This window comes from Streptomyces sp. NPDC001889, assembly GCF_053594535.1.
This window is the reverse complement of sequence record NZ_JBSFER010000013.1, coordinates 168,947-192,264: the sequence shown is the minus strand read 5'-3', so window position 1 is coordinate 192,264 and position 23,318 is coordinate 168,947. Positions and strand designations below refer to the sequence as shown.

At 72.1% G+C, this 23,318-nt stretch carries 16 protein-coding genes, 1 tRNA gene and 1 riboswitch; of the genes, 9 read left to right on the top strand and 8 right to left on the bottom strand.

What is annotated here, in order from left to right; translation table 11 throughout:
• Nucleotides 1-168: 168 nt before the first annotated feature.
• Nucleotides 169-1,485 (bottom strand): precorrin-3B synthase, encoded by a 1,317-nt coding sequence (cobG, locus tag ACWCRA_RS17095; protein ID WP_451067951.1) that lies wholly within the window; start codon nt 1,483-1,485, stop codon nt 169-171.
• 93 nt (nt 1,486-1,578) lie between these two features.
• A riboswitch (cobalamin riboswitch) is annotated at nt 1,579-1,675 on the top strand.
• 54 nt (nt 1,676-1,729) lie between these two features.
• Between cobG and cobN the strand changes: the two genes are divergently transcribed.
• From cobN to ACWCRA_RS17075, 4 genes are all read left to right on the top strand, one after another.
• Nucleotides 1,730-5,386 carry a cobaltochelatase subunit CobN gene (cobN, locus tag ACWCRA_RS17090; protein WP_351548033.1) on the top strand — a complete coding sequence of 1,219 codons (3,657 nt, stop codon included), beginning with the start codon at nt 1,730-1,732 and terminating at the stop codon, nt 5,384-5,386.
• Nucleotides 5,387-5,531: 145 nt separating this feature from the next.
• Nucleotides 5,532-7,046 carry a type I restriction-modification system subunit M gene (locus tag ACWCRA_RS17085; RefSeq protein ID WP_351548036.1) on the top strand — a complete coding sequence of 505 codons (1,515 nt, stop codon included), beginning with the start codon at nt 5,532-5,534 and terminating at the stop codon, nt 7,044-7,046.
• Nucleotides 7,043-8,245: a restriction endonuclease subunit S gene (locus ACWCRA_RS17080; RefSeq protein WP_451067950.1), complete on the top strand. Its 1,203-nt coding sequence runs from the start codon at nt 7,043-7,045 to the stop codon at nt 8,243-8,245. Before ACWCRA_RS17085 ends, ACWCRA_RS17080 begins: the two co-directional genes overlap by 4 nt.
• 61 nt (nt 8,246-8,306) lie before the next feature.
• On the top strand, nt 8,307-11,918 hold the full coding sequence (locus ACWCRA_RS17075) for a DEAD/DEAH box helicase family protein (RefSeq protein ID WP_451067949.1): 3,612 nt from the start codon (nt 8,307-8,309) through the stop codon (nt 11,916-11,918).
• Nucleotides 11,919-12,075: 157 nt separating this feature from the next.
• Here ACWCRA_RS17075 and ACWCRA_RS17070 read toward each other — a convergent pair whose 3' ends face one another.
• The gene (locus ACWCRA_RS17070) at nt 12,076-12,561 is read right to left on the bottom strand and encodes an NUDIX hydrolase (protein WP_451067948.1); all 486 of its coding nucleotides are present in this window, start codon (nt 12,559-12,561) and stop codon (nt 12,076-12,078) included.
• A gap of 501 nt (nt 12,562-13,062) precedes the next feature.
• On the opposite strand from ACWCRA_RS17070, the gene ACWCRA_RS17065 reads away from it, so the two are divergent.
• Nucleotides 13,063-13,194: a hypothetical protein gene (locus ACWCRA_RS17065; protein WP_451067947.1), complete on the top strand. Its 132-nt coding sequence runs from the start codon at nt 13,063-13,065 to the stop codon at nt 13,192-13,194.
• Here the strand turns inward: ACWCRA_RS17065 and ACWCRA_RS17060 are convergent.
• The 3 genes from ACWCRA_RS17060 to ACWCRA_RS17050 all read right to left on the bottom strand — a co-directional run bounded on the left by ACWCRA_RS17060 (nt 13,182) and on the right by ACWCRA_RS17050 (nt 15,582).
• The gene (locus ACWCRA_RS17060; protein WP_451067946.1) at nt 13,182-14,039 is read right to left on the bottom strand and encodes a hypothetical protein; all 858 of its coding nucleotides are present in this window, start codon (nt 14,037-14,039) and stop codon (nt 13,182-13,184) included. The two genes, ACWCRA_RS17065 and ACWCRA_RS17060, sit on opposite strands and share 13 nt — an antisense overlap.
• Before the next feature lie 445 nt (nt 14,040-14,484).
• Nucleotides 14,485-14,558 (bottom strand) — tRNA-Pro (locus ACWCRA_RS17055).
• A gap of 97 nt (nt 14,559-14,655) precedes the next feature.
• Nucleotides 14,656-15,582 carry a metallophosphoesterase gene (locus ACWCRA_RS17050; RefSeq protein ID WP_351548081.1) on the bottom strand — a complete coding sequence of 309 codons (927 nt, stop codon included), beginning with the start codon at nt 15,580-15,582 and terminating at the stop codon, nt 14,656-14,658.
• Between the two features lie 164 nt (nt 15,583-15,746).
• Here ACWCRA_RS17050 and ACWCRA_RS17045 point away from each other — a divergent pair, with 164 nt between their 5' ends.
• Nucleotides 15,747-16,214 (top strand): GatB/YqeY domain-containing protein, encoded by a 468-nt coding sequence (locus tag ACWCRA_RS17045; RefSeq protein WP_351548084.1) that lies wholly within the window; start codon nt 15,747-15,749, stop codon nt 16,212-16,214.
• A gap of 341 nt (nt 16,215-16,555) precedes the next feature.
• On the opposite strand, the gene ACWCRA_RS17040 is transcribed toward ACWCRA_RS17045, so the two are convergent.
• Nucleotides 16,556-18,898: a transglycosylase domain-containing protein gene (locus ACWCRA_RS17040; protein WP_451067945.1), complete on the bottom strand. Its 2,343-nt coding sequence runs from the start codon at nt 18,896-18,898 to the stop codon at nt 16,556-16,558.
• A gap of 493 nt (nt 18,899-19,391) precedes the next feature.
• Here ACWCRA_RS17040 and ACWCRA_RS17035 point away from each other — a divergent pair, with 493 nt between their 5' ends.
• Nucleotides 19,392-19,736, top strand: coding sequence for a WhiB family transcriptional regulator (locus tag ACWCRA_RS17035; protein ID WP_351548179.1), 345 nt, complete (start codon nt 19,392-19,394; stop codon nt 19,734-19,736).
• 208 nt (nt 19,737-19,944) lie between these two features.
• Here ACWCRA_RS17035 and ACWCRA_RS17030 read toward each other — a convergent pair whose 3' ends face one another.
• Entirely contained in the window at nt 19,945-21,468 is a 1,524-nt protein-coding gene (locus tag ACWCRA_RS17030; RefSeq protein WP_451067944.1) for an ArsA-related P-loop ATPase, read from the bottom strand.
• Nucleotides 21,465-22,427: an ArsA family ATPase gene (locus tag ACWCRA_RS17025; RefSeq protein WP_351548093.1), complete on the bottom strand. Its 963-nt coding sequence runs from the start codon at nt 22,425-22,427 to the stop codon at nt 21,465-21,467. The genes ACWCRA_RS17030 and ACWCRA_RS17025 overlap by 4 nt, the downstream gene beginning before the upstream one ends.
• 138 nt (nt 22,428-22,565) lie before the next feature.
• Here ACWCRA_RS17025 and ACWCRA_RS17020 point away from each other — a divergent pair, with 138 nt between their 5' ends.
• Nucleotides 22,566-22,730 (top strand): DUF4177 domain-containing protein, encoded by a 165-nt coding sequence (locus ACWCRA_RS17020; protein WP_190120869.1) that lies wholly within the window; start codon nt 22,566-22,568, stop codon nt 22,728-22,730.
• Nucleotides 22,727-23,215, top strand: coding sequence for a RidA family protein (locus tag ACWCRA_RS17015; RefSeq protein WP_451067943.1), 489 nt, complete (start codon nt 22,727-22,729; stop codon nt 23,213-23,215). Before ACWCRA_RS17020 ends, ACWCRA_RS17015 begins: the two co-directional genes overlap by 4 nt.
• Nucleotides 23,216-23,318: the final 103 nt, after the last annotated feature.

Below are 23,318 nucleotides of genomic sequence, written 5' to 3'. Positions count from 1 at the left end.
CCGTGCCACGGGCTGCCCGAGCAATGTCAGCCCGTCCGGCGTTTGAGGACGGACCCCGCGCCACGGGAGACCCGGATCCTGCGGGCCGCAGCCGCGGGCCAGCCCCCGTGCCACCAGGACCCCGCACGGTGCGAGCCCCCGAGGGGCCGGCCGGTACGGGCGTGGGGATCAGGGGGCCGTGGCGCGGGCCCTTTCCACGGCCGTGGGGAGATCGCGCCGCCCCACCGCGGCCGCCACCCCCCTGACCCCCACCCGATAACCCCCCACCCCCGCCACCACATCCACGTGATCCGCGGCCGGCCGCCCACAGCGCCGCTCGCAGCCCGACCAGTACACGGGCAGCCCGCCCCCGGCCGGCCCCCGCACCGCCTCCACCGCCGCCACCGCCTCCCCCGCGTCCCCCCGCACATCCGCCAGCGACTTCGCGCACCCGGGCCGCCCGATGCAGGCCCCCACCCCCACCCAGGGCGAGGCGGGGTCGGTGACCAGGCCGGACGCCGCCAGGTCCGCGAGGCGCCCGGGCGCCCGGCCCCCGGCGACCCCGGGGACGACCACCCCGCGCCACGGCGTCAGCCGCAGCTCCCCGGAGCCGTCCGCGCGGGCGCACCCGGCCAGCAGCTCCCACTGCGCGGCACTGATCCGGCCCAACGGGGCGAGCACCGACAGCGCTGCCCGCCCGTCCACCGCGCCCGGGACCACCCCGGGCGCGGGCCCCCCGCCGCCCCCGGGAGCCGCGCCCCGTTCCCGTACCGCCTCCACGCCCTCCGCCGCCAGCCGCCTCCCCACCTCGGCCGCCAGCTCCCCCACCGGCCCCGGGAGGTCGCTCATCCGCCACGCCGCGCCCCGCGCCGCGTCGAGGAAGGACTCCGCCGCCAGCAGCGCGCCCCGGGCCGCCGCGCCGCCCGGCAGCCGCAGCACCCCGTCCGCGAGGCCCCCCGCCCCCAGGCGCAGCAGCGCCCCGCCCCCGGCCACCGCCGTGAGCGTCACATCGGCGCCGAGCGCCGCCACATCCCCGCGCCCGTCGTCCAGCGCGAACAGGAACCGCCCCGACAGCCCGCGCGCCGCGCCGCTCGCGCACAGCAGCGCGTCCAGCTCCGTCAGCCAGGGCCGCACATCGGCCGCGCCCCGCCCGTCCAGCCCCGACAACGGGGAGGCGACGACATTGCGCACCCGCTCGTGCGCGAACGAGGGCAGCAGCCCGGCGGCGTCGAGCAGCGCGGCGAGTTCGCGCCCGCACCCCTCTCCGACTCCGCGCAGCTGCACATTCCCCCGGGACGTGAGATGCAGCACTCCGTCGCCGAGCCGGGAGGCCGCCTCGCCCAGCGCGTCCGCCTGCCGGTCCGTCAGGACGCCCCCGGGCACCCGGACACGGGCGAGCGCCCCGTCGTCCGCCGGGTGCAGCCGCAGGGCGCCCGGGCAGGCGTCGCCGCCCTCCCGGGCGGTGCGTTCCAGGGGGCCCCGTTGGGGGGCGGGGGCCGTCGACATGGCCGCGAGCATACCGATAATCACGCAAATCGTATGTCCCACACGGAATGCGTGACCCTTACGATACGGAGGAGCGGATCACCCGGTCCGTCATCGCCGGCGACGGCGACAGGGGAGGAAGCCCGGTGCGATTCCGGCGCGGTCCCGCCACTGTGAGCCCGGCCCACCAGGTCGGGCGAGTCAGGAACTCCCGCCGTCCGACACCGCCCGGGGCGCGGAAACCCCGAGGAAGGCCAGACGCCGCATGCATCAGTCCGCCGGGGGGACCGGGGAGCCCACCCCCGCCCCGTACGCCCCCGAGATCCTCCTCCTGTCGACGTCCGACACCGATCTGCTCAGCGCCCGGGCCGCCGCCGGCCCGGTGCCGTACCGTTTCGCCAACCCCTCCCGGCTCCCCCTGGAGGACCTCCCCGCGCTGCTCGACGGCGCGGGCCTGGTCGTCGTGCGCCTGCTCGGCGGGATACGCGCCTGGCAGGACGGGCTCGACCAGCTCCTCGCCAGCGGCCTCCCGGTGGTCGTCCTCACCGGTGAGCAGGCCCCCGACGCCCAGTTGATGGAGGCGTCCACGGTCCCCGTCGGCCTCGCCGCCGAGGCACACGCCTATCTCGCCCACGGCGGCCCGGCCAACCTGGAACAGCTCGCCCGCTTCCTCTCCGACACCGTGCTCCTCACCGGCCACGGCTTCGAGCCCCCTGCCCCCGCCCCCACCTGGGGCCCCCTGGAGCGCACCGCCCGGCAGGGCGGGGACGGCGCCCCCACGGTCGCCGTCCTCTACTACCGCGCCCACCACATGAGCGGGAACACCGCCTTCATCGACGCCCTCTGCTCGGCCGTCGAGGACGCGGGCGCGCGCGCCCTGCCGCTGTACGTCGCCTCCCTGCGGGCCCCCGAGCCCGAGCTGATCGAGGCCCTGCGCCCGGTCGACGCGATCGTCACCACCGTGCTCGCGGCCGGCGGCACCCGCCCGGCCGAGGCGTCGGCGGGCGGCGACGACGAGTCCTGGGACGCGGGCGCCCTCACCGGCCTCGACGTCCCCATCCTCCAGGCGCTCTGCCTGACCGGCTCGCGCACCGCCTGGGAGGAGAACGACGAGGGCGTCTCCCCGCTGGACGCCGCCAGCCAGATCGCCGTCCCCGAGTTCGACGGCCGGCTGATCACCGTCCCGTTCTCCTTCAAGGAGATCGACGAGGACGGGCTGCCCGCCTATGTCGCCGACCCCGAGCGCGCCGCCCGCGTCGCGGGCATCGCCGTGCGCCACGCCCGGCTGCGCCACATCCCCGCCGGGGAGAAGCGGATCGCGCTGGTGCTCTCCGCGTACCCGACCAAGCACTCCCGCATCGGCAACGCCGTCGGTCTCGACACCCCCGCCAGCGCCGTCGCCCTGCTGCGCCGGCTGCGCGCCGAGGGGTACGACTTCGGGCCGGAGGAGGAGATTCCGGGACTGGTCTCCGGCGACGGCGACGAGCTGATCCGGGCCCTGATCGAGGCGGGCGGCCACGACCGGGAGTGGCTCACCGACGAGCAGCTCGCCCGCAACCCCGTCCGCATCCCCGCCGCCGACTACCGGCGCTGGTACGCGGGCCTGCCGGCCGCCCTGCGCGAACAGGTCGAGGAGCACTGGGGCCCGCCGCCCGGCGAGATGTTCGTCGACCGCGGCGCCAACCCCGAGGGCGACATCGTCCTCGCGGCCCTGCGCCGGGGCAATCTGCTCATCCTCATCCAGCCGCCGCGCGGCTTCGGCGAGAACCCGATCGCGATCTACCACGACCCCGATCTGCCGCCCTCGCACCACTACCTCGCCGCCTACCGCTGGATAGCCGCCGGCCGCGCGGACGGCGGCTTCGGCGCCGACGCGATGATCCACCTCGGCAAGCACGGCAACCTGGAGTGGCTGCCCGGCAAGAACGCCGGCCTCTCCGCCGCCTGCGGCCCCGACGCCGCGCTCGGCGACCTCCCGCTGGTCTACCCCTTCCTCGTCAACGACCCCGGCGAGGGCACCCAGGCCAAGCGCCGGGTTCACGCCACCCTCATCGACCACCTGGTGCCGCCGATGGCGCGGGCGGACTCCTACGGCGACATCGCCCGGCTGGAACAGCTGCTGGACGAGTACGCCCAGATCTCCGCCATGGACCCGGCGAAGCTCCCCGCTATCCGCGCCCAGATCTGGACCCTGATCCAGGCCGCGAAGCTCGACCACGACCTGGGTCTGGAGGACCGGCCCGAGGACGACGGCTTCGACGACTTCCTGCTCCACGTCGACGGCTGGCTCTGCGAGATCAAGGACGCCCAGATCCGCGACGGCCTGCACGTCCTGGGCGCGGCGCCCGCCGGCGCCGACCGGGTCAACCTCGTTCTCGCGATCCTGCGCGCCCGCCAGATCTGGGGCGGCACGACGGCGCTGCGGGGCCTGCGCGAGGCGCTGGGCCTCGACGAGTCGGCCGCCACCCGCACCACCGCCGACGAGGCGGAGGAGCGGGCCCGCGCCCTGGTCCAGGCGATGGACGACGCGGGCTGGGACCCCGCCGCCGTCCCGGCGGACCAGAGCGGGGAGATCCGCGACATCCTCCTCTTCGCGGCCCGCGAGGTCGTGCCGCGCCTCGCCGCCACCACCGCCGAGCTGGACCACACCGTCCACGCCCTCAACGGGGGCTTCGTCCCGGCCGGCCCCTCCGGCTCCCCGTTGCGCGGTCTGGTCAACGTCCTGCCGACCGGCCGCAACTTCTACTCCGTCGACCCCAAGGCCGTCCCCTCCCGGCTCGCCTGGGAGACCGGCCAGGCGCTGGCGGACTCCCTCCTGGAGCGCTACCGCACCGACAACGGGGAGTGGCCCACCTCCGTCGGCCTCTCCCTGTGGGGCACGAGCGCGATGCGCACGGCCGGCGATGACGTCGCCGAGGCGCTCGCCCTGCTGGGCGTCCGCCCGGTCTGGGACGACGCCTCCCGCCGGGTCACCGGTCTGGAGGCCGTCCCGCTCGCCGAGCTGGGCCGCCCCCGGGTCGATGTCACCCTGCGGATCTCCGGCTTCTTCCGGGACGCCTTCCCGCACACCATCGGGCTGCTGGACGACGCCGTACGGCTGGCCGCCCGTCTGGAGGAGCCCGCCGAGTCCAACTACGTCCGCGCCCACACCCGGGCCGACCTGGCCGAGCACGGCGACGAGCGGCGCGCCACCACCCGTATCTTCGGCTCCCGCCCCGGCACCTACGGCGCGGGGCTGCTCCAGCTCATCGACTCCCGCGACTGGCGCACCGACGCCGATCTGGCGGAGGTGTACACGGTGTGGGGCGGCTACGCGTACGGCCGTGAGCTGGACGGCAGGCCCGCGCGGAGCGAGATGGAGACCGCGTACAAGCGCATCGCGGTGGCCGCCAAGAACACGGACACCCGCGAGCACGACATCGCGGACTCGGACGACTACTTCCAGTACCACGGGGGCATGGTCGCCACGGTGCGCGCGCTGCGGGGCACCGCCCCGGAGGCGTACATCGGCGACTCCACCCGCCCGGAGACGGTCCGCACCCGCACCCTGGTGGAGGAGACCTCCCGGGTCTTCCGGGCCCGGGTGGTCAACCCCAAGTGGATCGAGGCGATGCGCCGCCACGGCTACAAGGGCGCCTTCGAGCTGGCCGCGACCGTGGACTACCTCTTCGGCTACGACGCCACGACCGGCGTGATCGCGGACTGGATGTACGACAAGCTCACCCAGACCTACGTCCTGGACCCGGAGAACCGGGCCTTCCTCCAGGAGGCGAATCCCTGGGCCCTGCACGGCATCGCCGAACGGCTCCTGGAGGCGGAGTCGCGGGGGATGTGGGCCAAGCCCGACCCGGCGGTGCTCGAAGCGCTGCGGCAGGTCTATCTGGAGACCGAGGGCGATCTGGAGGCCGGCGCCGACGACTGACCGGCCCCGCCGCGGCAGGACCCCGGATTCGGTACGGGGTCCTGTCGCGGCGCCGCGCGGTCCTCGGCCGTACCGGGCTCTGTCGGGGCGCCGGGTCCTGCCGCGGCGCCGGGTCCTGTCAGTGCCGGGCAGTACGATTCCTGCTGTGATTACCGGTGAGCTGAAGAGCAAGGTGGACCGCGTCTGGGACGCGTTCTGGTCGGGTGGTATCTCCAACCCCGTCGAGGTCATGGAGCAGATCACCTACCTGCTGTTCATCCGCCGCCTCGACGAGCTCCAGACCACGAAGGACAGCCTCGCCCGGCGCGGCATCGAGCCCGACAGCAGCCCGTTCTTCGACACCGGGCAGCAGGCGTACCGCTGGAAGAACTTCAAGGACATCGACCCGGCGGAGATGTTCGCCACGGTCGCCGATGGCGTCTTCCCCTACCTGCGCACCCTGGGCGGCGAGGGCTCCACCTACTCGCACCACATGAAGGACGCCCGCTTCACCATCCCCACGCCCAATCTGCTCGCCCGGGTGGTCCTGCTGCTGGGGGACATCCCCATGCACGACAAGGACACCAACGGCGATCTCTACGAGTACATGCTCGGCAAGATCGCCACAGCGGGGCAGAACGGCCAGTTCCGCACCCCCCGGCACATCATCCAGCTGATGGTCGAGATGACCGAGCCCAACCTCCGGGACACCATCTGCGACCCGGCCTGCGGCACGGCCGGCTATCTCGTCGGCGCCGCTGAGTACGTCAAGCACCAGCACGAGGACGCCCTGCTCGACGCGCGGCTGCTGCACCACTTCAACCACGACATGTTCCACGGCTTCGACTTCGACTCGACCATGCTGCGCATCGGCTCCATGAACATGCTGATGCACGATGTCGAGAGCCCGGACATCCGCTACCGCGACTCCCTCTCCCAGAGCGCGGGCGAGGAGACCGACCGGTACTCCCTGATCCTCGCCAACCCGCCCTTCGCGGGCAGCCTGGACTACGAGACCACCGCATCCGACCTGCGCAAGGCCGTCAAGACCAAGAAGACCGAGCTGCTCTTCCTCGCGCTCTTCCTCAAGCTGCTCAAGCCGGGCGGCCGGGCCGCGGTGATCGTCCCCGACGGAGTCCTCTTCGGCTCCACCAACGCCCACCGGGAGCTGCGCCGCACCCTGGTCGAGGAGCAGAAGCTCGACGCGGTCGTCAAACTCCCCTCCGGCGTCTTCAAGCCGTACGCGGGCGTCTCCACCGCGATCCTCCTCTTCACCAAGACCGACTCCGGCGGCACCGACGACGTCTGGTTCTACGACGTCCAGGCCGACGGCTACAGCCTCGACGACAAGCGGACCCCGCTCCTCGCCGACGACCGGCTCGGCGTCCGCGCCACGGATCTCGGCGCCGACGGGCACCGCCGGAACAACCTCCCGGACGTCCTCGCCCGCTGGCGCCGCCGCGAGGGCGACGAGCGGGCCCGCGCCCGCACCGAGCAGAGCTTCTGCGTCCCCCGCGCCGACATCGTCGCCCAGGGGTACGACCTCTCCCTCAACCGCTACCGCGAAGTGGTCCACGCGGAGGTCGTGACCAGGCCCCCGCTGGAGCTGCTGACCGGCCTGGAGCGGCTCAACAAGGAGATCGAGGCGGGCACCGCGAGGCTCAAGGAGATGCTGTCGTGAGCGCGGGCGGCTGGCCCGGTGTGCCCCTCGGCGAGCTCTGCGACATCTCCATCGGGCGTACGCCCCCCCGGGCCGAGCGGCGCTACTGGGGCGGCGATCTGCCCTGGCTCTCCATTGCCGACATGAACGACGGCCGCGACCTCTCCCGCACCAAGGAGGGGGTCACCGCCCTGGCAGCCGAGGGCCCGGCGGGCCGGCTGGTCGCCCCCGGCACCCTGCTGCTGAGCTTCAAGCTCAGCGTCGGCAAGGTGGGGTTCGCCCGCGTCCCGATGTACACCAACGAGGCCATCGCCGCACTCCCGGTCAAGGACGCCTCCCGGGTCCACGGCGACTTCCTCTACTGGGCCCTGCGCTGCGCCGACCTGCTGCGGGAGGCGGACGACGCCGCCATGGGCAAGAACCTCAACAAGAAGAAGCTCGCCGCCTTCGAGGTGCCGCTGCCGCCCCTCGCCGAGCAGCGGTACATCGCCGCCCTGCTGGACGAGGCGGAGGCGCTGCGGGCCGCGCGCCGGGAGGCCATCGCGCTCCTCGGCGAGCTGCCCGGCTCCGTCTTCCTCGACCTCTTCGGCGACCCGGTGGGAAACCCGAAGGGGTTCCCGCAGCACGCGCTGACGGAGGTCTGCCACAGCCACAGCGGGGGTACGCCCTCCAAGTCCGTCCCCTCCCACTGGGAGGGGGACCTCCCGTGGTTCAGCGCCAAGGACATGAAGAGGCCCGATCTCTTCACCTCCCGCGACACCATCAGCCCCGAGGTCCCCGAGCTGACCGCGCTGCGGCTGCTGCCGGCGGACACCGTCGCGATCGTGGTGCGCGGCATGATCCTGGCGCACTCCTTCCCCGTCTGTGTGCTCAGGGTCCCCGCCACGGTCAACCAGGACCTCAAGGCACTCATCCCCAAGGGCGCCGGAGCCGGTCTCGACCCGCAGTTCCTCGCCCACTGCCTGCGCGCGCAGAAGGCCCACGCCCTGAGCCAGGTCTCCCAGGCCGCGCACGGCACCACCCGGCTCGACGGGGACGGGCTCGCCCGGCTCAAGGTGCTGCTGCCGCCACCGGGGCTCCAGCGGGAGTTCGCCCGCAGGGTCGCCGGGATCGAGGCCGAACGGAAGATCCACGAGGAGCAGCTCGCCGCGCTCGATGACCTCTTCATCTCGCTCCAGCACCGTGCCTTCGCCGGCGCCCTCCTGGAGCCGACTGCCTAGCACGACCACGGGGGGAACCACCGACATGTCAGCGGAAATGTCAGCAGCAGGCGCTCCGGGCTTGCCCACCGGTCTCCCCGGCGGCCCCACCGGTCTCCCGGGCGGCCCCACCGGCGCCCCCACCGGTCTCCCCGGCGGCCCCACCGGCGGCCCCGGCGCCGCCCCGGGCGCGCCCGCGCCCGCCGCACCCCGCTCGCCCCGCCCACAGCCCCCCGCGAGCAACTTCGCCTTCCTCCTCGCCCCCTGGCCCGCCCTCCACGGCGAGGCCCTGCGCGCCGAGCGCCTCGCCCACGCCGACCCGCGCGCCTCCTGCTTCTACGCCCGCCGCGCCCTCGAACTGGCCGTCCACTGGATGTACGAGCACGACGCGGCCCTCACACCCCCGCACCGGAGCGACCTCGGCGCGCTCCTCCACGACCCGGGGCTGCGCGCCCTCGCCGGCCCCGCGGTCACCGCGAAGATGGACCTCGTCCGCCGCCAGGGCAACAACGCCGTGCACCGGGCGGCACCCGTCCCCGCCCGGGACGCGGTGCGGACCGCCGGCGAGCTGTTCCACATCCTGTACTGGTTCGCCCGCGCCTACACCGCCGACCCGGACCGGGCCCCCGCGCCGGGCGGCCGGTTCGACAGCGGGCTCATCCCCCGCCCCCACCCGGCCGGCGCACCGGCCAGCCGCCGGGCCGAGCTGGAGCGGGAAGGGGAGCGGGACCGCGCCCGCCGGGAACGGGAGGCCCGGGAACTGGCCGAGGCCCGCGCGCGGAGCAAGCGGCTCGAAGCGGAGCTGGCCGAGCTGCGCACCCGTACCGCCGCGCTCCGCACCGCCAACGAGACCCGCCCCGACACCCACGACTACGACGAGTCCGCCACCCGCGACCTCTTCGTCGACCTCCTCCTCAAGGAAGCGGGCTGGGACCTCGGCGACGACCGGGACCGAGAGTTCCCCGTCACCGGCGAGCCCGGCGGGATCAGCCCCTCCGGCAGGGGCCGTGTCGACTACGTCCTCTGGGGCGACGACGGGAAGCCCCTCGGCATCGTCGAGGCCAAACGCACCCGTACCGACGCCAGAAGCGGCCGGCGCCAGGCCGAGCTGTACGCGGACGCCCTGGAGGCGGTGTACCACCAGCGCCCGGTCATCCACTGCACCAACGGCTACGAGACCTGGCTCTGGGACGACGGCAACGGCTACCCGCCCCGCCGGGTCCAGGGCTTCCGCACCAAGGACGAGCTGCACTGGCTGATCCGCCAGCGGGCCGGGCGCCGCGCGCTCAAGGCGGCCAACGCCGACCGGGAGATCGCGGGCCGCCCCTACCAACTGCACGCCATCCAGCGCGTCGGCGAGACCTTCGAGCAGGAGAACCGGCGCAGGGCCCTGCTGGTGATGGCCACCGGCACCGGCAAGACCCGTACCACCGTCGCCCTGGCCGATCTGCTCCAGAAGGCCGGCTGGGCCCGCCGCATCCTCTTCCTCGCCGACCGCCAGGCCCTCGTCAACCAGGCCGTCCGCGCCTTCAACGAGCATCTGGAGCACACCCCGACGGTCAATCTGCTCACCGAGAAGCGGACCGACGGCCGGGTCTTCGTCTCCACCTACCCGACGATGATGAACCTGGTCGACGAGGTGACCGAGGACGGCCGGCGCCGCTTCGGCCCCGGCTTCTTCGACCTCGTCGTCATCGACGAGGCCCACCGCTCCGTGTACGACACCTACGGCCGCCTCTTCACGTACTTCGACGCGCTCCTCCTCGGCCTCACCGCCACCCCCAAGGACGATGTCGACCGCAACACCTACCAGCTCTTCCAGCTGGAGGACGGCGTCCCCACCGACTCCTACGGCCTGGAGGACGCCGCCAACGACGGCTTCCTGGTGCGCCCCACCGTCGTGGACGTCCCCTTCGACTCGCTGAAGCGCGGCTTCCGGTACGCCGACCTCACCGAGGAGCAGAAGGAGGCCTGGGACAGCCTGGAGTGGACCGAGGACGGCCGGATTCCCGACGAGGTCACCGCCGACCAGGTCAACCGCTTCCTCTTCAACGCACCCACCGTCGACAAGGCCCTTGAGGTCCTGATGACCCACGGTCTGCGGGTCGAGGGCGGCGACCGCATCGGCAAGACGATCGTCTTCGCCAAGAACAACGACCACGCCCACTTCATCGAGGAGCGCCTCAACCTCCACTACCCGCGGGGCGCGGGCCGGGACGCCCGTGTCATCACGTACCGCGAGAAGTACGCCCAGCAGCTCATCGACGACTTCTCGGACCCGGCGAAGGCCCCCGACATCGCCATCTCCGTCGACATGCTCGACACCGGCATCGATGTGCCCGAGGTGCTCAACCTCGTCCTGTTCAAGCCGGTCTACTCCCGTACCAAGTTCTGGCAGATGCTCGGCCGGGGCACCCGCCTCTGCGAGGACGTCCACGGCCCCGGCCGCCACAAGGACGGCTTCCATGTCCTCGACCTCTGCGGGAACGCCGATTTCTTCAACCAGGAACTGGACCGCGCCACCGCCCGCAGGTCACCCGCGCTCACCGAACGCATCCTCGCGCGCGAGCTGGAGCTGATCCGCGCCCTCGACCGCCGCCGGGCCCCCGACCCGGCCGACGACGCGGGTCCGGACGCCATCGACAGCGAGGCCGCCCTGCGCTGGTCCCTCGCCCACCGGCTGCACGCCACCGTGCGCGGCATGAACGCCGACAACTTCCTCGTACGCCCCCACCGCCGCGAGGTCGAGACCTGGGGCGGCGACTTCACCGCCTGGCACCGTGTCGACGACGCGTCGGCGGCCGTCCTCGGCGAGACCCTCCTCGGCCTGCCCTCCGACCACTGGCCGGCCGGCGAGGACCGGGGCGAGGAGGCCAGGCGCTTCGACCTCACCCTCCACACCCTCCAGCTCGCCGCCCTCGAAGGCGGCGCCGAGTACACCCGGCTGCGCGACCGCGTCCAGGACATCGCCCGCGACCTCCTCGGCAAGGCCGGAAGCATCCCGGCGGTCCGGGACCGCGCCGGCCTGCTGGAGTCGCTCACCGACGACACCTGGTGGCACGGTGTCACCGCCCCGGCCCTCGAACTGGTGCGCCGCCGGCTGCGCGGCCTGATCCGGCTGGTCGACGGCCCCGCCGCGCGCCGCATTGTCTACACCGACATAGCCGAGAACCACGGCCATCTCACCGAGGTCGAGGTCAGCGGCCTTCCCATCGGCACCGACGAGGAACGCTTCCACCGCCGCGCCCGCACCTTCCTCCAGCGCCACCGGGACCACCCGGTGCTCCACCGGCTCCACCACAACGTCCAGATCACCGCCCAGGACCTCACCGGTCTGGAGGCGCTCCTCCTCGCCGAGGCCGTCGCCTCCCCCGACGACCTCGCCCGGACCCGGAGCGCCCCCGGCGGCCTCGGCCTCTGCCTCCGCCGCATCGGCGGCCTGGACCGCCAGGCCGCCCGGTCCGCCCTCGCAGCCTTCCACGAAGGCCGCGACCTCAGCGCCCGCCAGCGCGACCTCGTCGCCCTGATGGTCCGCTACCTGGAGGCCAACGGCTCCATCGAGCTGCGCGACCTCTTCCGGAACCAGCTCTTCAACACCAAGGGCCGGATCGACACCCACTTCGACGACCCCGAACTCGACGCCCTCGAAGCGGTCTTCCGCACCGTGACCGCCCACGCGGTCCCGGCGCCCTGAGCGGGCCCCGGCCTCATCCGGGGGTGTGGACGGCGCGCGGCCCGCTCCGGAAGTGCTCCCCCGCATCACCCACCACATCGCCCCCTCCGCGAGATCCAGCGCGTGGCCCACCCGCGCCATGACTCCCTGTGCCGTAGTGCCCCGCCCCGCTCCGCGGTCAGGACCTCACATACCGGCGCAGAGCCTCCCGCCCTCCCGGAACGAAGCACCACGCATCGAGGACCGCGCGCAGTTCGTCCAGCGTCAGCCAGTCGTACCAGTCGATCTCACCCGAGTCCGGAACCACGGCCTCCGTCACGACGGCCTCATGCACCCCGAGCCATATGGGGCTGATCCCCTCCCGGAAGAGCAGTTTGAACAGAAACCGCACCGGCGCCCGGACACCCAGCTCCTCCCCCAACTCCCGTACCGCCGCCTCCTCATACGACTCGCCCACGTCCACGGCCCCACCGACCATCGCGTCGTAGTACCCCGGAAACCGCGCCAGCGCCCCGCTCCGCCGCAGCACCAGGATGCGGCCCTCGCGATCACGACAGATCGTCGCCGCGATGCGATGCAGCCGGTTCTCCCGCACCGCCTCGTCCCGCTCGATGACCCCCAGCACGCGGTCGTGCTCATCGACATGCTCAACCAGTTCGCCCATGACCGCACGATCCCATCCCACCCCGAAACCCGCCCCGACGCCCCGCGCGGCCCGGGACACGGCTTCGAGTCGCCGCTCCCGGCCGAAGGGGCCCCGATCGACGGGACCGGACACCTGGCCGGGCATTCCGGGTGGGCCGTCCCTGGCGGCGTGCGCCGCGCTGGACGACGCCACATCGAAGGGGCTGTGCGGCGCCTGGAGGGCCTCGTGGAACCCTTCGCCGCCGGTCGGCGTGGTCGATCCGACCACGCCGAAACCGCCGGTCCTCATGGCGCGAGCCGGCCTGCTGGTCGGTGCCGGAACACTCGACGCCGCCGAAGACTTCGCGGTGGCCCGGGCCCTCGAACGCAGTCGGCTGTGGTGCATGAGCCCCTTCGCTGATAGTCCGGGGACCCGGTACGGGATCGGATCGACCCCCGGGTCTTCCTTCGGGGCGGTGACGGATTCTCCCGTGTCCAGGCGGCCTTCCGGGCCTCGTACGGCCTCCCGGGTGTCGGGACCATGGCCGTGGGTATGGACGATCCGGCTCATCTGGGCGAACTGCCCGACGCCCTGGCCGCCGAGCCCGATGAGCGGACGATCCACGAGTACCGCACCCTCCTCCGGGAGCGGTCGATGGGTCAGCCGGTCTGAAGCTCCGCGATGACCTGCCGTGCCCTGTGCCGGGCGGGTTCGATCCGAGGGTCCTGCGGATGCGCGTCCGGTCCAAGGATCTTCGCGCACACGAAGAGCGTCATCAGCTTGCCGTCCCGGCTCTCGAAGTCGTGCCGCCGTTCGCGCCGTACACGGTCGGCCAGAGCGGGGACGGCGAGCGAGGCGGCCCAGAGGGTCGCGGAGTCGAGGCCTCGCGGGGCGTTTCCCCAGTCCTCCCAGTCGAAGAGGGAGAAGGCCGGCGCGCTCATGTTGGCCCAGTTCAGGTCGGCGTGAGCCGGAACCCATCGTTCAACGGTCGTGTCGATCATCCCGGGGAACACGCCCCGGATCGAATCGCCGACCAGCTCCTGCGTGATTGTGACGGTGTCCGGAGTGGCCACGCGCCTGGTCGTGTTCCGCGCGAGCGCGTCCAGGGAATCCCCGAAGGCCCGCCACCACTCCTCCGACAGCATCGGCTCCTCCGCCAGGACGGCGGTCCCGATCGGCGCCCCGGGAAGAAGGCCGGTCTCGTCGGCCCGCCACATCACCGGCTCGTCCGCGTCCTGCCACACCACACACCCCCGCCACGCGGGCTGGGTTACGCCTTCCAGCCGGGCGGCGCTCTCCGTACCGTTCCATCCCTGATCGGTGATCTTGTCGAGTGGGCGCCGCTCCACTCGTACCCAGGTGCCTCGGTCTGTGCGTGCCCCCACGGACCGGCGCTTGCGCACTGCCGCGCCCGGGTCCAGTCGGGTCTGAAGGGACCGCTCGACGCGGTCAAGAACCTTGTCGACCGGCTCGACTCGGAGGTCGACAGAGCGGACAGCGGAGACCGAGTGGGTCATGCGGGGACCGTAGCAGCGGGCTGCGCTGCCGCAGGGATGTCCGAGCCAATGGGGAGGGGTGCCCCGGGGCTCTCAGCACGGTTCGGAGACGCTGCGGGTCTCCTTCCCATGTGGTGAAGGAGACCCGCAGAGGTCGGCTCATCGGTGTGGACCGTGCCATCTCGTCGGACTCAGCGGTGCACGGGGACGGGATCACTCTGGAGCTTGGCCAGCGGCCCCGCTGTCGTGGTTGCGCAGGATGTCTGGCACGAGTCACTGGACGCACGCCTCGCGTCGCAGCTCCGCTTCCCGGTCCCGGTGCCGGACCGGCTGATCCGCAGCAGCATGCCGCCGATCCGTGAACCGCCGACCAAGATCACACCCAGCTGACATCCAGAATGCTCTCGGAACGCGATCAGGGCCGGTATCCGCAAGCGGATACCGGCCCTGATCTGCTGTTTCTCTGTCGGGGTGGCGGGATTTGAACCCACGACCTCTTCGTCCCGAACGAAGCGCGCTGCCAAGCTGCGCTACACCCCGATGTCACCACCGTGGCGGCGACATCGATTACTTTAGCCCACGGGCGCTCCCAGGCGAAATCCGGTTTCCCGGGCGCCGTCCCCGGCCTGGGGGCGGGTCAGGCGCGGGGGACCAGGGTCAGGAGGGTGGCCTCCGGGGGGCAGGCGAAGCGGACCGGGGTGTAGCGGCTGGTGCCGCAGCCCGCGGAGACGTGGAGGTGGGAGACGTTGCCGGCGGCCTCGTGGGTCGAGAGGCCCTTCACCCGGTCCGTGTCCAGGTCGCAGTTGGTCACCAGGGCGCCGTAGAAGGGGATGCACAGCTGGCCGCCGTGGGTGTGGCCCGCGAGGATCAGGGGGTAGCCGTCCTCGGTGAAGGCGTCCAGGGCGCGGAGATACGGGGCGTGGACGACCGCCAGGGACAGGTCCGCGTCCTTCTCGGGGCCGCCGGTGACCTCCTCGTACCGGTCGCGCCGGATGTGGGGGTCGTCCAGGCCGGTGAAGGCCACCTCGCCGGAGTCCAGCTTCAGCCGGCCGCGGGTGTTGGTCAGGTTCACCCAGCCCGCCTCGTCGAAGGCGTCCCGCAGCTCCTCCCAGGGGTTGTGGATCACCCCTGTCGCCGGGGCGTTGCCGTTGAGCCCGTGGCGGCCCTGGGACTTCTCGAAGAGATAGCGGACCGGGTTGCGGAGCGTGGGGCCGTAGTAGTCGTTGGAGCCGAAGACGTACACCCCCGGGAACTCCATCAGGGGGCCCAGCGCGTCCAGGACCTCCGGGACGCCCTCCGGGTCGGAGAGGTTGTCGCCGGTGTTGACCACGAAGTCGGGGCGCAGGCCCGCGAGCGACTGGAGCCATGCCCGCTTCTTGCGCTGGCCGCTGACCATATGGATGTCGGAGACCTGGAGGACCCGCAGCGGGCGCATGCCCTGCGGAAGCACCGGGACCGTCAGCCGCCTCAGACGGAAGGAGCGGGCCTCGATACCTGCTGCGTAGGCGATGCCGGCTGCGCCGACTGCCGTGATGGCCAGGGGTACTCCATAGCGTGCGCGCATACGTCCATCGTCGCAGACCCGGTTACCGGACCGGCGGGGTGGGCGGCTTTAACGATCTTCGGATGGACGGCGCGCGGGCTCACCGGTAACTCCCCGGACGCCTCCCGGAGCCCCCGGGGGAAATGGCGCGGCGCCCCCAGTCCCCACCTGACACACTTCTTCGTATGACCACGCTCAAGTCCAGGCTCCGGGAAGACCTCACCGCAGCGATCAGGGCGCGCGACGAACTGCGCTCCTCCACCCTCAGGCTCACCCTCGCCGCCGTCTCCACCGAGGAGGTCTCCGGCAAGACCTCCCGCGAGCTCTCCGACGACGAGGTGCAGAAGGTGATCGCCAAGGAGGCGAAGAAGCGCCGCGAGGCCGCCGACGCGTTCGCGAAGGGTGGCCGGCCCGAGCAGGCGGAGCGGGAGAAGGCCGAGGGCGTCATCCTCGACGAGTACCTGCCGCAGCAGCTGACGGACGACGAGCTCCAGCGGATCGTGGCGGCGGCCGTCGCGGAGGCGAAGGCCGGCGGCGCCGAGGGGCCCAGGGCCATGGGCGCCGTGATGAAGATCGTGAACCCGAAGGTGGCCGGGCGCGCCGAGGGAGGCCGGGTCGCCGCCGCGGTGAAGGGCCTCCTCGCCGCGAGCTGACCCCGCCCGGCTGGCGGGGACCTGACCCCGCCCGGCTGGCGGGGACCTGACCCCGCCCGGCCGGCGGGGACCTGACCCCGCCCGGCTGGCGGGGACCTGACCCCGCCCGGCTCTCCGGGAGCTGCCCCCCTCGCGAACACCTGCCCCCAGCCGGCCCCGCCCGGCAGCGCCCCCAGAAGCCCGCTCCCAGCGGACCACACCTGAGGAGCCCGGGCCGGAGGCGGAGGCGGCGGCGCCGGAAGGGCCCGGCGGCCGGGGATACGCCGGAAGGGCCCGGATCTCCTGGAGATCCGGGCCCTTCCGCCGCTCGCTGCGCCCCGGGCGCCGGGGCCGCGCCGGGATCAGCTCCAGTCGCCGTTCCCGTCACTGTTCCCGTCGCCGTTCCAGCCGCCCTCGCCCTCACCATCACCGTCGCCGCCACCGGTCCGGCCCTGGCTGTCGCCGCCACCGATCCCGCCGGGCTGCATGGAGATGCCGGGGATGCCCGGAACCTGCTCACCGGGGTCGCCGGGCTCGCCGTCGCCGGGCTTGCCGTCCTGCTGCCCGTCGCCGTCGCCGTCCCCATCGGAGTCGCCGTCGCTGTCGCCGTCACCGCTGCCCGGCCGCTCATCGGGCTTCGGCGCGTCCGGAATGGTGATGTTGTTGAAGGCCGGCGCTTCCTCGCCCTCCAGCGCGCCCGTCATCGCGTCCCGCCAGATCGGTCCGGGGACCTCACCGCCGAAGACCTTCTCGTGCCACTGGCCGCCGATGGTGATGTTCACCATGTCCACCTGCTGGCTCGGGCTGCCCACCCACACCGCTCCGGAGAGGTTCGGGGTGTAGCCGACGAACCAGGCGTTCTTCCGGCCGTCCGTCGTTCCGGTCTTGCCGGCGTTGGGACGGCTCTGGAGGCCGGCCTTCTGGCCCGTACCGGAGTCGACCACGCCACCGAGCAGGGTGTTGATCGTGTCCGCGGTCCGCTCCGTCATCGCCTTCGAGCAGGTGCTCTTCGGCACCGCCAGGCTCTTGCCGTCCGCCGTGCGGATGGACTCGATGACGGTCGGGGTGCAGTGGGTGCCCCGGTTGGCGAAGGTCGCGTACGCGCTGGCCATGACCAGCGGGGAGATACCCGTCGAGCCGAGCGTCAGCGGCGCGGGCGCCACCGGCAGCTTGGTCCCGTTGCCCTGCACGACGCCGAGCTTGTCGGCCATCTCCACGACCGGGCAGAGCCCTATGTCCTGGATCATCTGGACGAAGTAGGTGTTGACCGACTTCTCCATCGCCTCCTTCAAGGCGTACGGACCGACCTCCGCGGTGTTCTCGTTCTCCAGCTTGGCGGCCGAGTCGTTGACCCACGGGCTGCCGCTGCACGTCGTGATCGAGGACGGGTACGGCATGGTGTACGGGGACGAGTACGACTGGGTCGGCGGCCGGCCCTGCTCTATGGCCGCCGCGGCCACGAACGGCTTGAAGGTCGATCCGACCGGGAAGCCGTAGTTGGAGCCGCCGTCCTTCTTGTCGACCGAGTAGTTGATCGTCGTCTCGTTCTTGCCGAAGCCGTACGGACGGGACTGGCCCATCGCGACGACCTTGCCCGTCCCGGGCTGGACCATGGTCACCGCGGTGGCGACCCGGTCCGACTGGTTGACGTGATCCTTTATCGACTGCTGCGCCGACTCCTGGGCCTTCGGGTCCAGCGTCGTCCTGATCGTGAGACCGCCGCGGTTCCAGACCTTCGCCCGGTCCTCCTTGGTCTTGCCGAAGACCCGGTCGGAGAGGAAGACCTCGCGGACGTAGTCGCAGAAGAAGCCGGCGCCGTTGACCGCGGTGATGCAGCCGTTCTTGGGCTTGCTGACCTTGAGCTTGATCCCGGTCGCCTTGGCGCGGTCCGCCTCCGCCTGGGAGATGTCACCGACGGTGGCCATCCGCTGGAGGACGATGTTGCGGCGCTTGGCCGCCTCCTCCGTGTCGTTGACCGGGTCGTAGCGGCTGGGCGACTGGACGAGACCGGCGAGCATCGCGGCCTCCTCCAGCTTCAGGTCCTTGGCGGCCTTGGAGAAGTAGCGCTGGGAGGCCGCCTCGACGCCGTACGCCTGCTGGCCGAAGAAGGTGATGTTGAGGTAGTTCTCCAGGATCTTCTTCTTGCCCAGCTCCTCCTCGACCTGGATCGCGTACTTCAGCTCCTGGATCTTGCGGCCGAGGGTCTGCTGGGTGGCCTGGGCGACCTTGTCGGGGTCGTCGCCGGCCTCCTCCACGAAGACGTTCTTCACATACTGCTGGGTCAGGGTCGAGGCGCCCTCGGCCACACCGCCGCTCGTCGCGTTCTTGTTGAGCGCGCGGAGCACGCCCTTGAGGTCGATCGCACCGTGCTCGTAGAAGCGCGAGTCCTCGATCGCGATGATCGCCTTCTGCATGTACGGCGAGATGTCCTCCAGCGGCACCACCGTGCGGTCCCGGGAGTAGACCGTGGCGATCTGTCCGCCCTCGGAGTCCAGGATGGTGGTGCGCTGGCTGAGCGGCGGACGCTTGAGGTTGGCGGGGATCTCGTCGAATCCCTTGACCGTCCCCTTGGCCGCGAGCCCCAGCACCCCGGCGGCGGGCAGGGCGATGCCCGCGAGCACCGCTCCGGCGAGCACGCTGACACCGAGGAACTTGGCGGCTTGTTGGGTCCCGGTCAGACCGCCGCCCGAGCGCTTCTTTGGCATGGAGGCAGCCTACGTTCTCATTCGCCGGACACACGTATAGGCCTTGGCCTAAGCTGCTCTCAACTGTCACAGCAGTGTGGTTCCGTATCAAGGTATTACTGGAATCCACCGCAGGTCGCAGCGCGTTTGTAGCAATTTCGTAGCAACGCTTCCGGGGTCCGGCCCCAGCGCTCGTAGTCACTGCGGTGGCGGTGACCAGGGAAGCGGAATATGGCACTCCGTGTCCGTATTCCAGTGGAATCCGTCTTATGTGCCGTCCCGCGCCCACTCCACCTGGGGATATATGCCCCGGTTTGAGGAGTTCATCCTTTATGCCTTCAGGTCACTCCCCTGGGTGATCTGCCGCATACGCATAGTCCGTTCGGGCCATTCAAGATTGGGCCCGAAGGGGGTGTTGCGGTGTGTCCGCCTTCCGTAACGTCCTCAACTGGCAGCGGTGAATATGCCTCTGCCGCCGTGGGGGAGCCTCGATTCGGGAGAGGACGGCGCCGGGATGGGCTGGGTAACCGACTGGAGTGCGCAGGCAGCCTGCCGCACTACCGATCCGGATGAACTGTTCGTACAAGGGGCAGCGCAGAACAGGGCCAAGGCGGTGTGCACCGGTTGTCCGGTGCGGACCGAATGCCTGGCCGATGCCCTCGACAACCGAGTGGAGTTCGGCGTGTGGGGCGGAATGACCGAACGGGAGCGGCGCGCTCTGCTGCGCAGACGCCCCACGGTCACCTCCTGGCGCAGGCTCCTGGAGACAGCGCGTACGGAGTACGAGCGCAGCGCGGGCATCCTGCCCGTGGGCCTTGACGAGGACGAGACATACGAGACGTACGCGGCGGTGGGGTAGCGGTCGCGGGACTTCCGCGGCCTTCTCGCACCGGTACGGACCGTACGCCCCGGCGGCTGTCCTGCTGGCATGGGTGCACGTCCGTGCCGCTCAGGCGCACAGCCCAGGCCAGGAGGCCGGGCCGGCGCCGTGTCAGCGGCACCGTCAGCGCTGGTGCCGTCCCGTGCGTGTCCTGCCTGCCGTGCCGTGTCGCCGACCCCTTGTCCCGTCAGCGCGGCGCGTCGCTGCCCTCCGGGCCCTCCGGCGCGCCGCCGGATACGCCACCCGACGCGAGCCGGTCGCCGATGGCGCGGAGTCCTGCCAGGTCGTGTACGTCACCGGGCAGGGCGGCCACCTGGGCCACCGGTACCTCGGGGTGGAGCGCGGTGAAGCGGTCGCGCGTGCGCTGCTCGCGCGAGAGCACCTGCATCCGTTCGGCGTGCAGGCGCAGCAGACCGGCCGTCAGCTGCCCGGTGGTGGGGTGGTCCGCTGCCGCGGGGGTGCGTGGACCGGGGCGCGCGGGGGAGTGCGCGACCGGGTCGGTGGGCTGTGGTGTGGGCTCGGGGGCGTCGTGCTCGGGGGGGTGCGCCGGTGGGTCCGTGGGGGCGTGGTCCACGGACAGGGTTTCGGGAGAGGCGTCCGTGGCCTCACGAACACCAGTCTTCCCTCCCCCCTGATCGACAATGCCGGGGCCGTCAAGATTTTCTGATGTAATTTCCGAGGCAAGGATTTCCGAGGTGAGGATCTCCGCCGCCGTCAGGGCGCGCTCGGCTGAGAGCCGGTCGGCGCCGCTGCCGTGCACCCGGTTGAGGACCAGTCCGGCCAGCGGCATCCCCTCCTCCGCCAGCCGCTCCACGAAGTACGCCGCCTCCCGCAGCGCGTCCCGCTCCGGAGCCGCCACCACCAGGAACGCGGTCCCGGGGGCCTGGAGCAGCCGGTAGGTGGCGTCCGCCCGGGTGCGGAACCCGCCGAACATCGTGTCCATCGCGGCCACGAAGGTCTGTACGTCCCGCAGGAGCTGACTTCCCAGCAGCTTGCCGAGCGTCCCGGTCATCATCGACATACCGACGTTGAGGAACTTCATCCCCGCCCGGCCGCCCATCCGCGCCGGGGCCACCAGCAGCTTGATGAGCTTTCCGTCCAGGAACGATCCCAGCCGCTTGGGTGCGTCCAGGAAATCCAGCGCACTGCGCGACGGAGGAGTGTCGACCACGATCAGGTCCCACTCGTCCTGGGCCCGGAGCTGGCCCAGCTTCTCCATCGCCATGTACTCCTGGGTGCCGGCGAAACCGGCTGACAGGGACTGGTAGAAGGGGTTTTCCAGGATCGCGCGGGCGCGCTCGGCGTCCGTGTGGGTCTCCACGATCTCGTCGAAGGTCCGCTTCATGTCGAGCATCATGGCGTGCAGTTCCCCGCCGGTTCCGCCGCCGGTGCCCGCGCCGGACCCCGCGCCGGAACCGGAACCCGGCCCGGAACCGGAACCCGGCCCGGACCCGGAACCGCCCGCTATCCCCTTCACCCGCCGCGGCGTGTTGTCGAGCGAGTCGATCCCCAGCGACTGGGCGAGCCGGCGCGCCGGGTCGATGGTCAGCACGACCACCCGCCGGCCGCGCTCGGCCGCGCGCACCCCGAGCGCCGCCGCGGTCGTCGTCTTCCCGACGCCGCCAGAGCCGCAGCACACGATGATCCGGGTCTCCGGGTCGTCGATGAGCGGGTCGACTTCGAGAGGTGTCGCCGACGCGTCCAGGGTCATGAACCGGTCCCTTGCTTCCGCAGTTCCCTCGCCAGCTGATAGAGCCCGGCCAGGTCGACGCCCTCGCTCAGCAGCGGCAGTTCGTACGACGGCAGCTCCAGCCGGTTCAGCGCGGCGCGCTGCTCGCGCTCCAGCTCCACCCGCTGGGCATGGTCGGCCGCCTGTTCGAGCAGGGGGGTGACCAGGCTCGCCGCGTCGCTCACCCCGGCCGAGGCCAGCGTCTTCGCGATCTCCCCGCGCCGGTCGCCCGCCGCGCTGCGCACCGCCTCCTCGTCGAGGATGTGCGGGCGCACCATATTGACGATCACCTGGCCGACCGGGAGCCCCGCCGCCCGTAGCTCGGCGACGCCGTCGGCGGTCTCCTGGACCGGCATCTCCTCCAGCAGGGTCACCAGGTGCACCGCCGTCTGGGGGGATTTGAGCACCCGCATCACGGCCTGCGCCTGGTTGTGTATCGGGCCGAACTTGGCCAGCCCCGCGACCTCGTCGTTCACATGCAGGAAGCGGGTGATGCGCCCGGTGGGCGGGGCGTCCATGACGACATAGTCGTACGCGTACGCGCCCTGCTTCGTCCGGCGGCGCACGGCCTCGCAGGCCTTGCCGGTCAGCAGGACGTCCCGCACCCCGGGGGCGATGGTGGTGGCGAAGTCGATCGCGCCGAGCTTCTTGAGGGCGCGGCCCGCGCTGCCGAGCTTGTAGAACATCTGGAGGTAGTCCAGCAGCGCCCGCTCGGCGTCTATGGCCAGCGCGAAGACCTCGCCCCCTCCCGAGGCGACGGCGATCTTCCGCTCCTCGTACGGAAGTGCCTCCGTCTCGAAGAGCTGGGCGATGCCTTGCCTCCCCTCGACCTCGACGAGGAGAGTCCGCTTTCCCTCGGTCGCGAGGGCGAGCGCGAGGGCGGCGGCGACCGTCGTCTTACCGGTGCCACCCTTGCCGCTGACGACCTGGAGCCTGCTCACACATTCGAGCCTAACCAGTCGGGGCCCGCGCTACGCACGAGGCGTGTGCGTGCTGCGTCACGCCGGGGGCGGGCCGGGGCACCGGCACCCCGCCCGCTGGGCGCCGGGCCGCTCATCCGTGCGGCTACAGTCGGCGTCATGACCACTAAATTCGAGTACGCGACCGTGCCCCTCCTCGTGCACGCGACCAAGCAGATCCTGGACACCTGGGGCGAGGACGGCTGGGAGCTGGTCCAGGTCGTTCCCGGGCCGAACAACCCCGAGCAGCTCGTCGCGTATCTGAAGCGGGAGAAGTCCTCGTGACCCCTGCGCCCGCCCCCCCCGGCGCCGTCGAGGCCCGCCTCGCTGAGCTGGGGCTGACGCTGCCGGACGTGGTGCCGCCGCTGGCCGCGTACCAGCCGGCCGTCGTCTCGGGCCCCTATGTCTACACGGCGGGGCAGCTCCCGATGGTGGAGGGCAAGCTTCCGGTCACCGGGAAGGTGGGGGCCGAGGTCACCGCCGAGGAGGCCAAGGAGCTGGCCCGCACCTGTGCGCTGAACGCGCTGGCGGCGGTGAAGTCGGTCGTCGGCGATCTGGACCGTATCGCGCGTGTCGTGAAGGTTGTCGGCTTTGTGGCATCTGCCGCCGACTTCACCGGGCAGCCCGCGGTGCTGAACGGCGCCAGTGAACTGCTGGGGGAGGTGCTCGGCGAGCGGGGTGTGCACGCGCGCAGCGCGGTGGGTGTCGCGGTGCTGCCGCTGGACGCCCCGGTCGAGGTCGAGATCCAGGTGGAGCTCCGCCAGGACTGAGGACCGGACCGGCCCCCGGGCCCGGGTGCCCTCGCGGGTGGTACGGCCCCGGGGCCCCCGGCCGGATCGCGACCGCCGGGCGGATCGCGACCGCCGGGCGGTA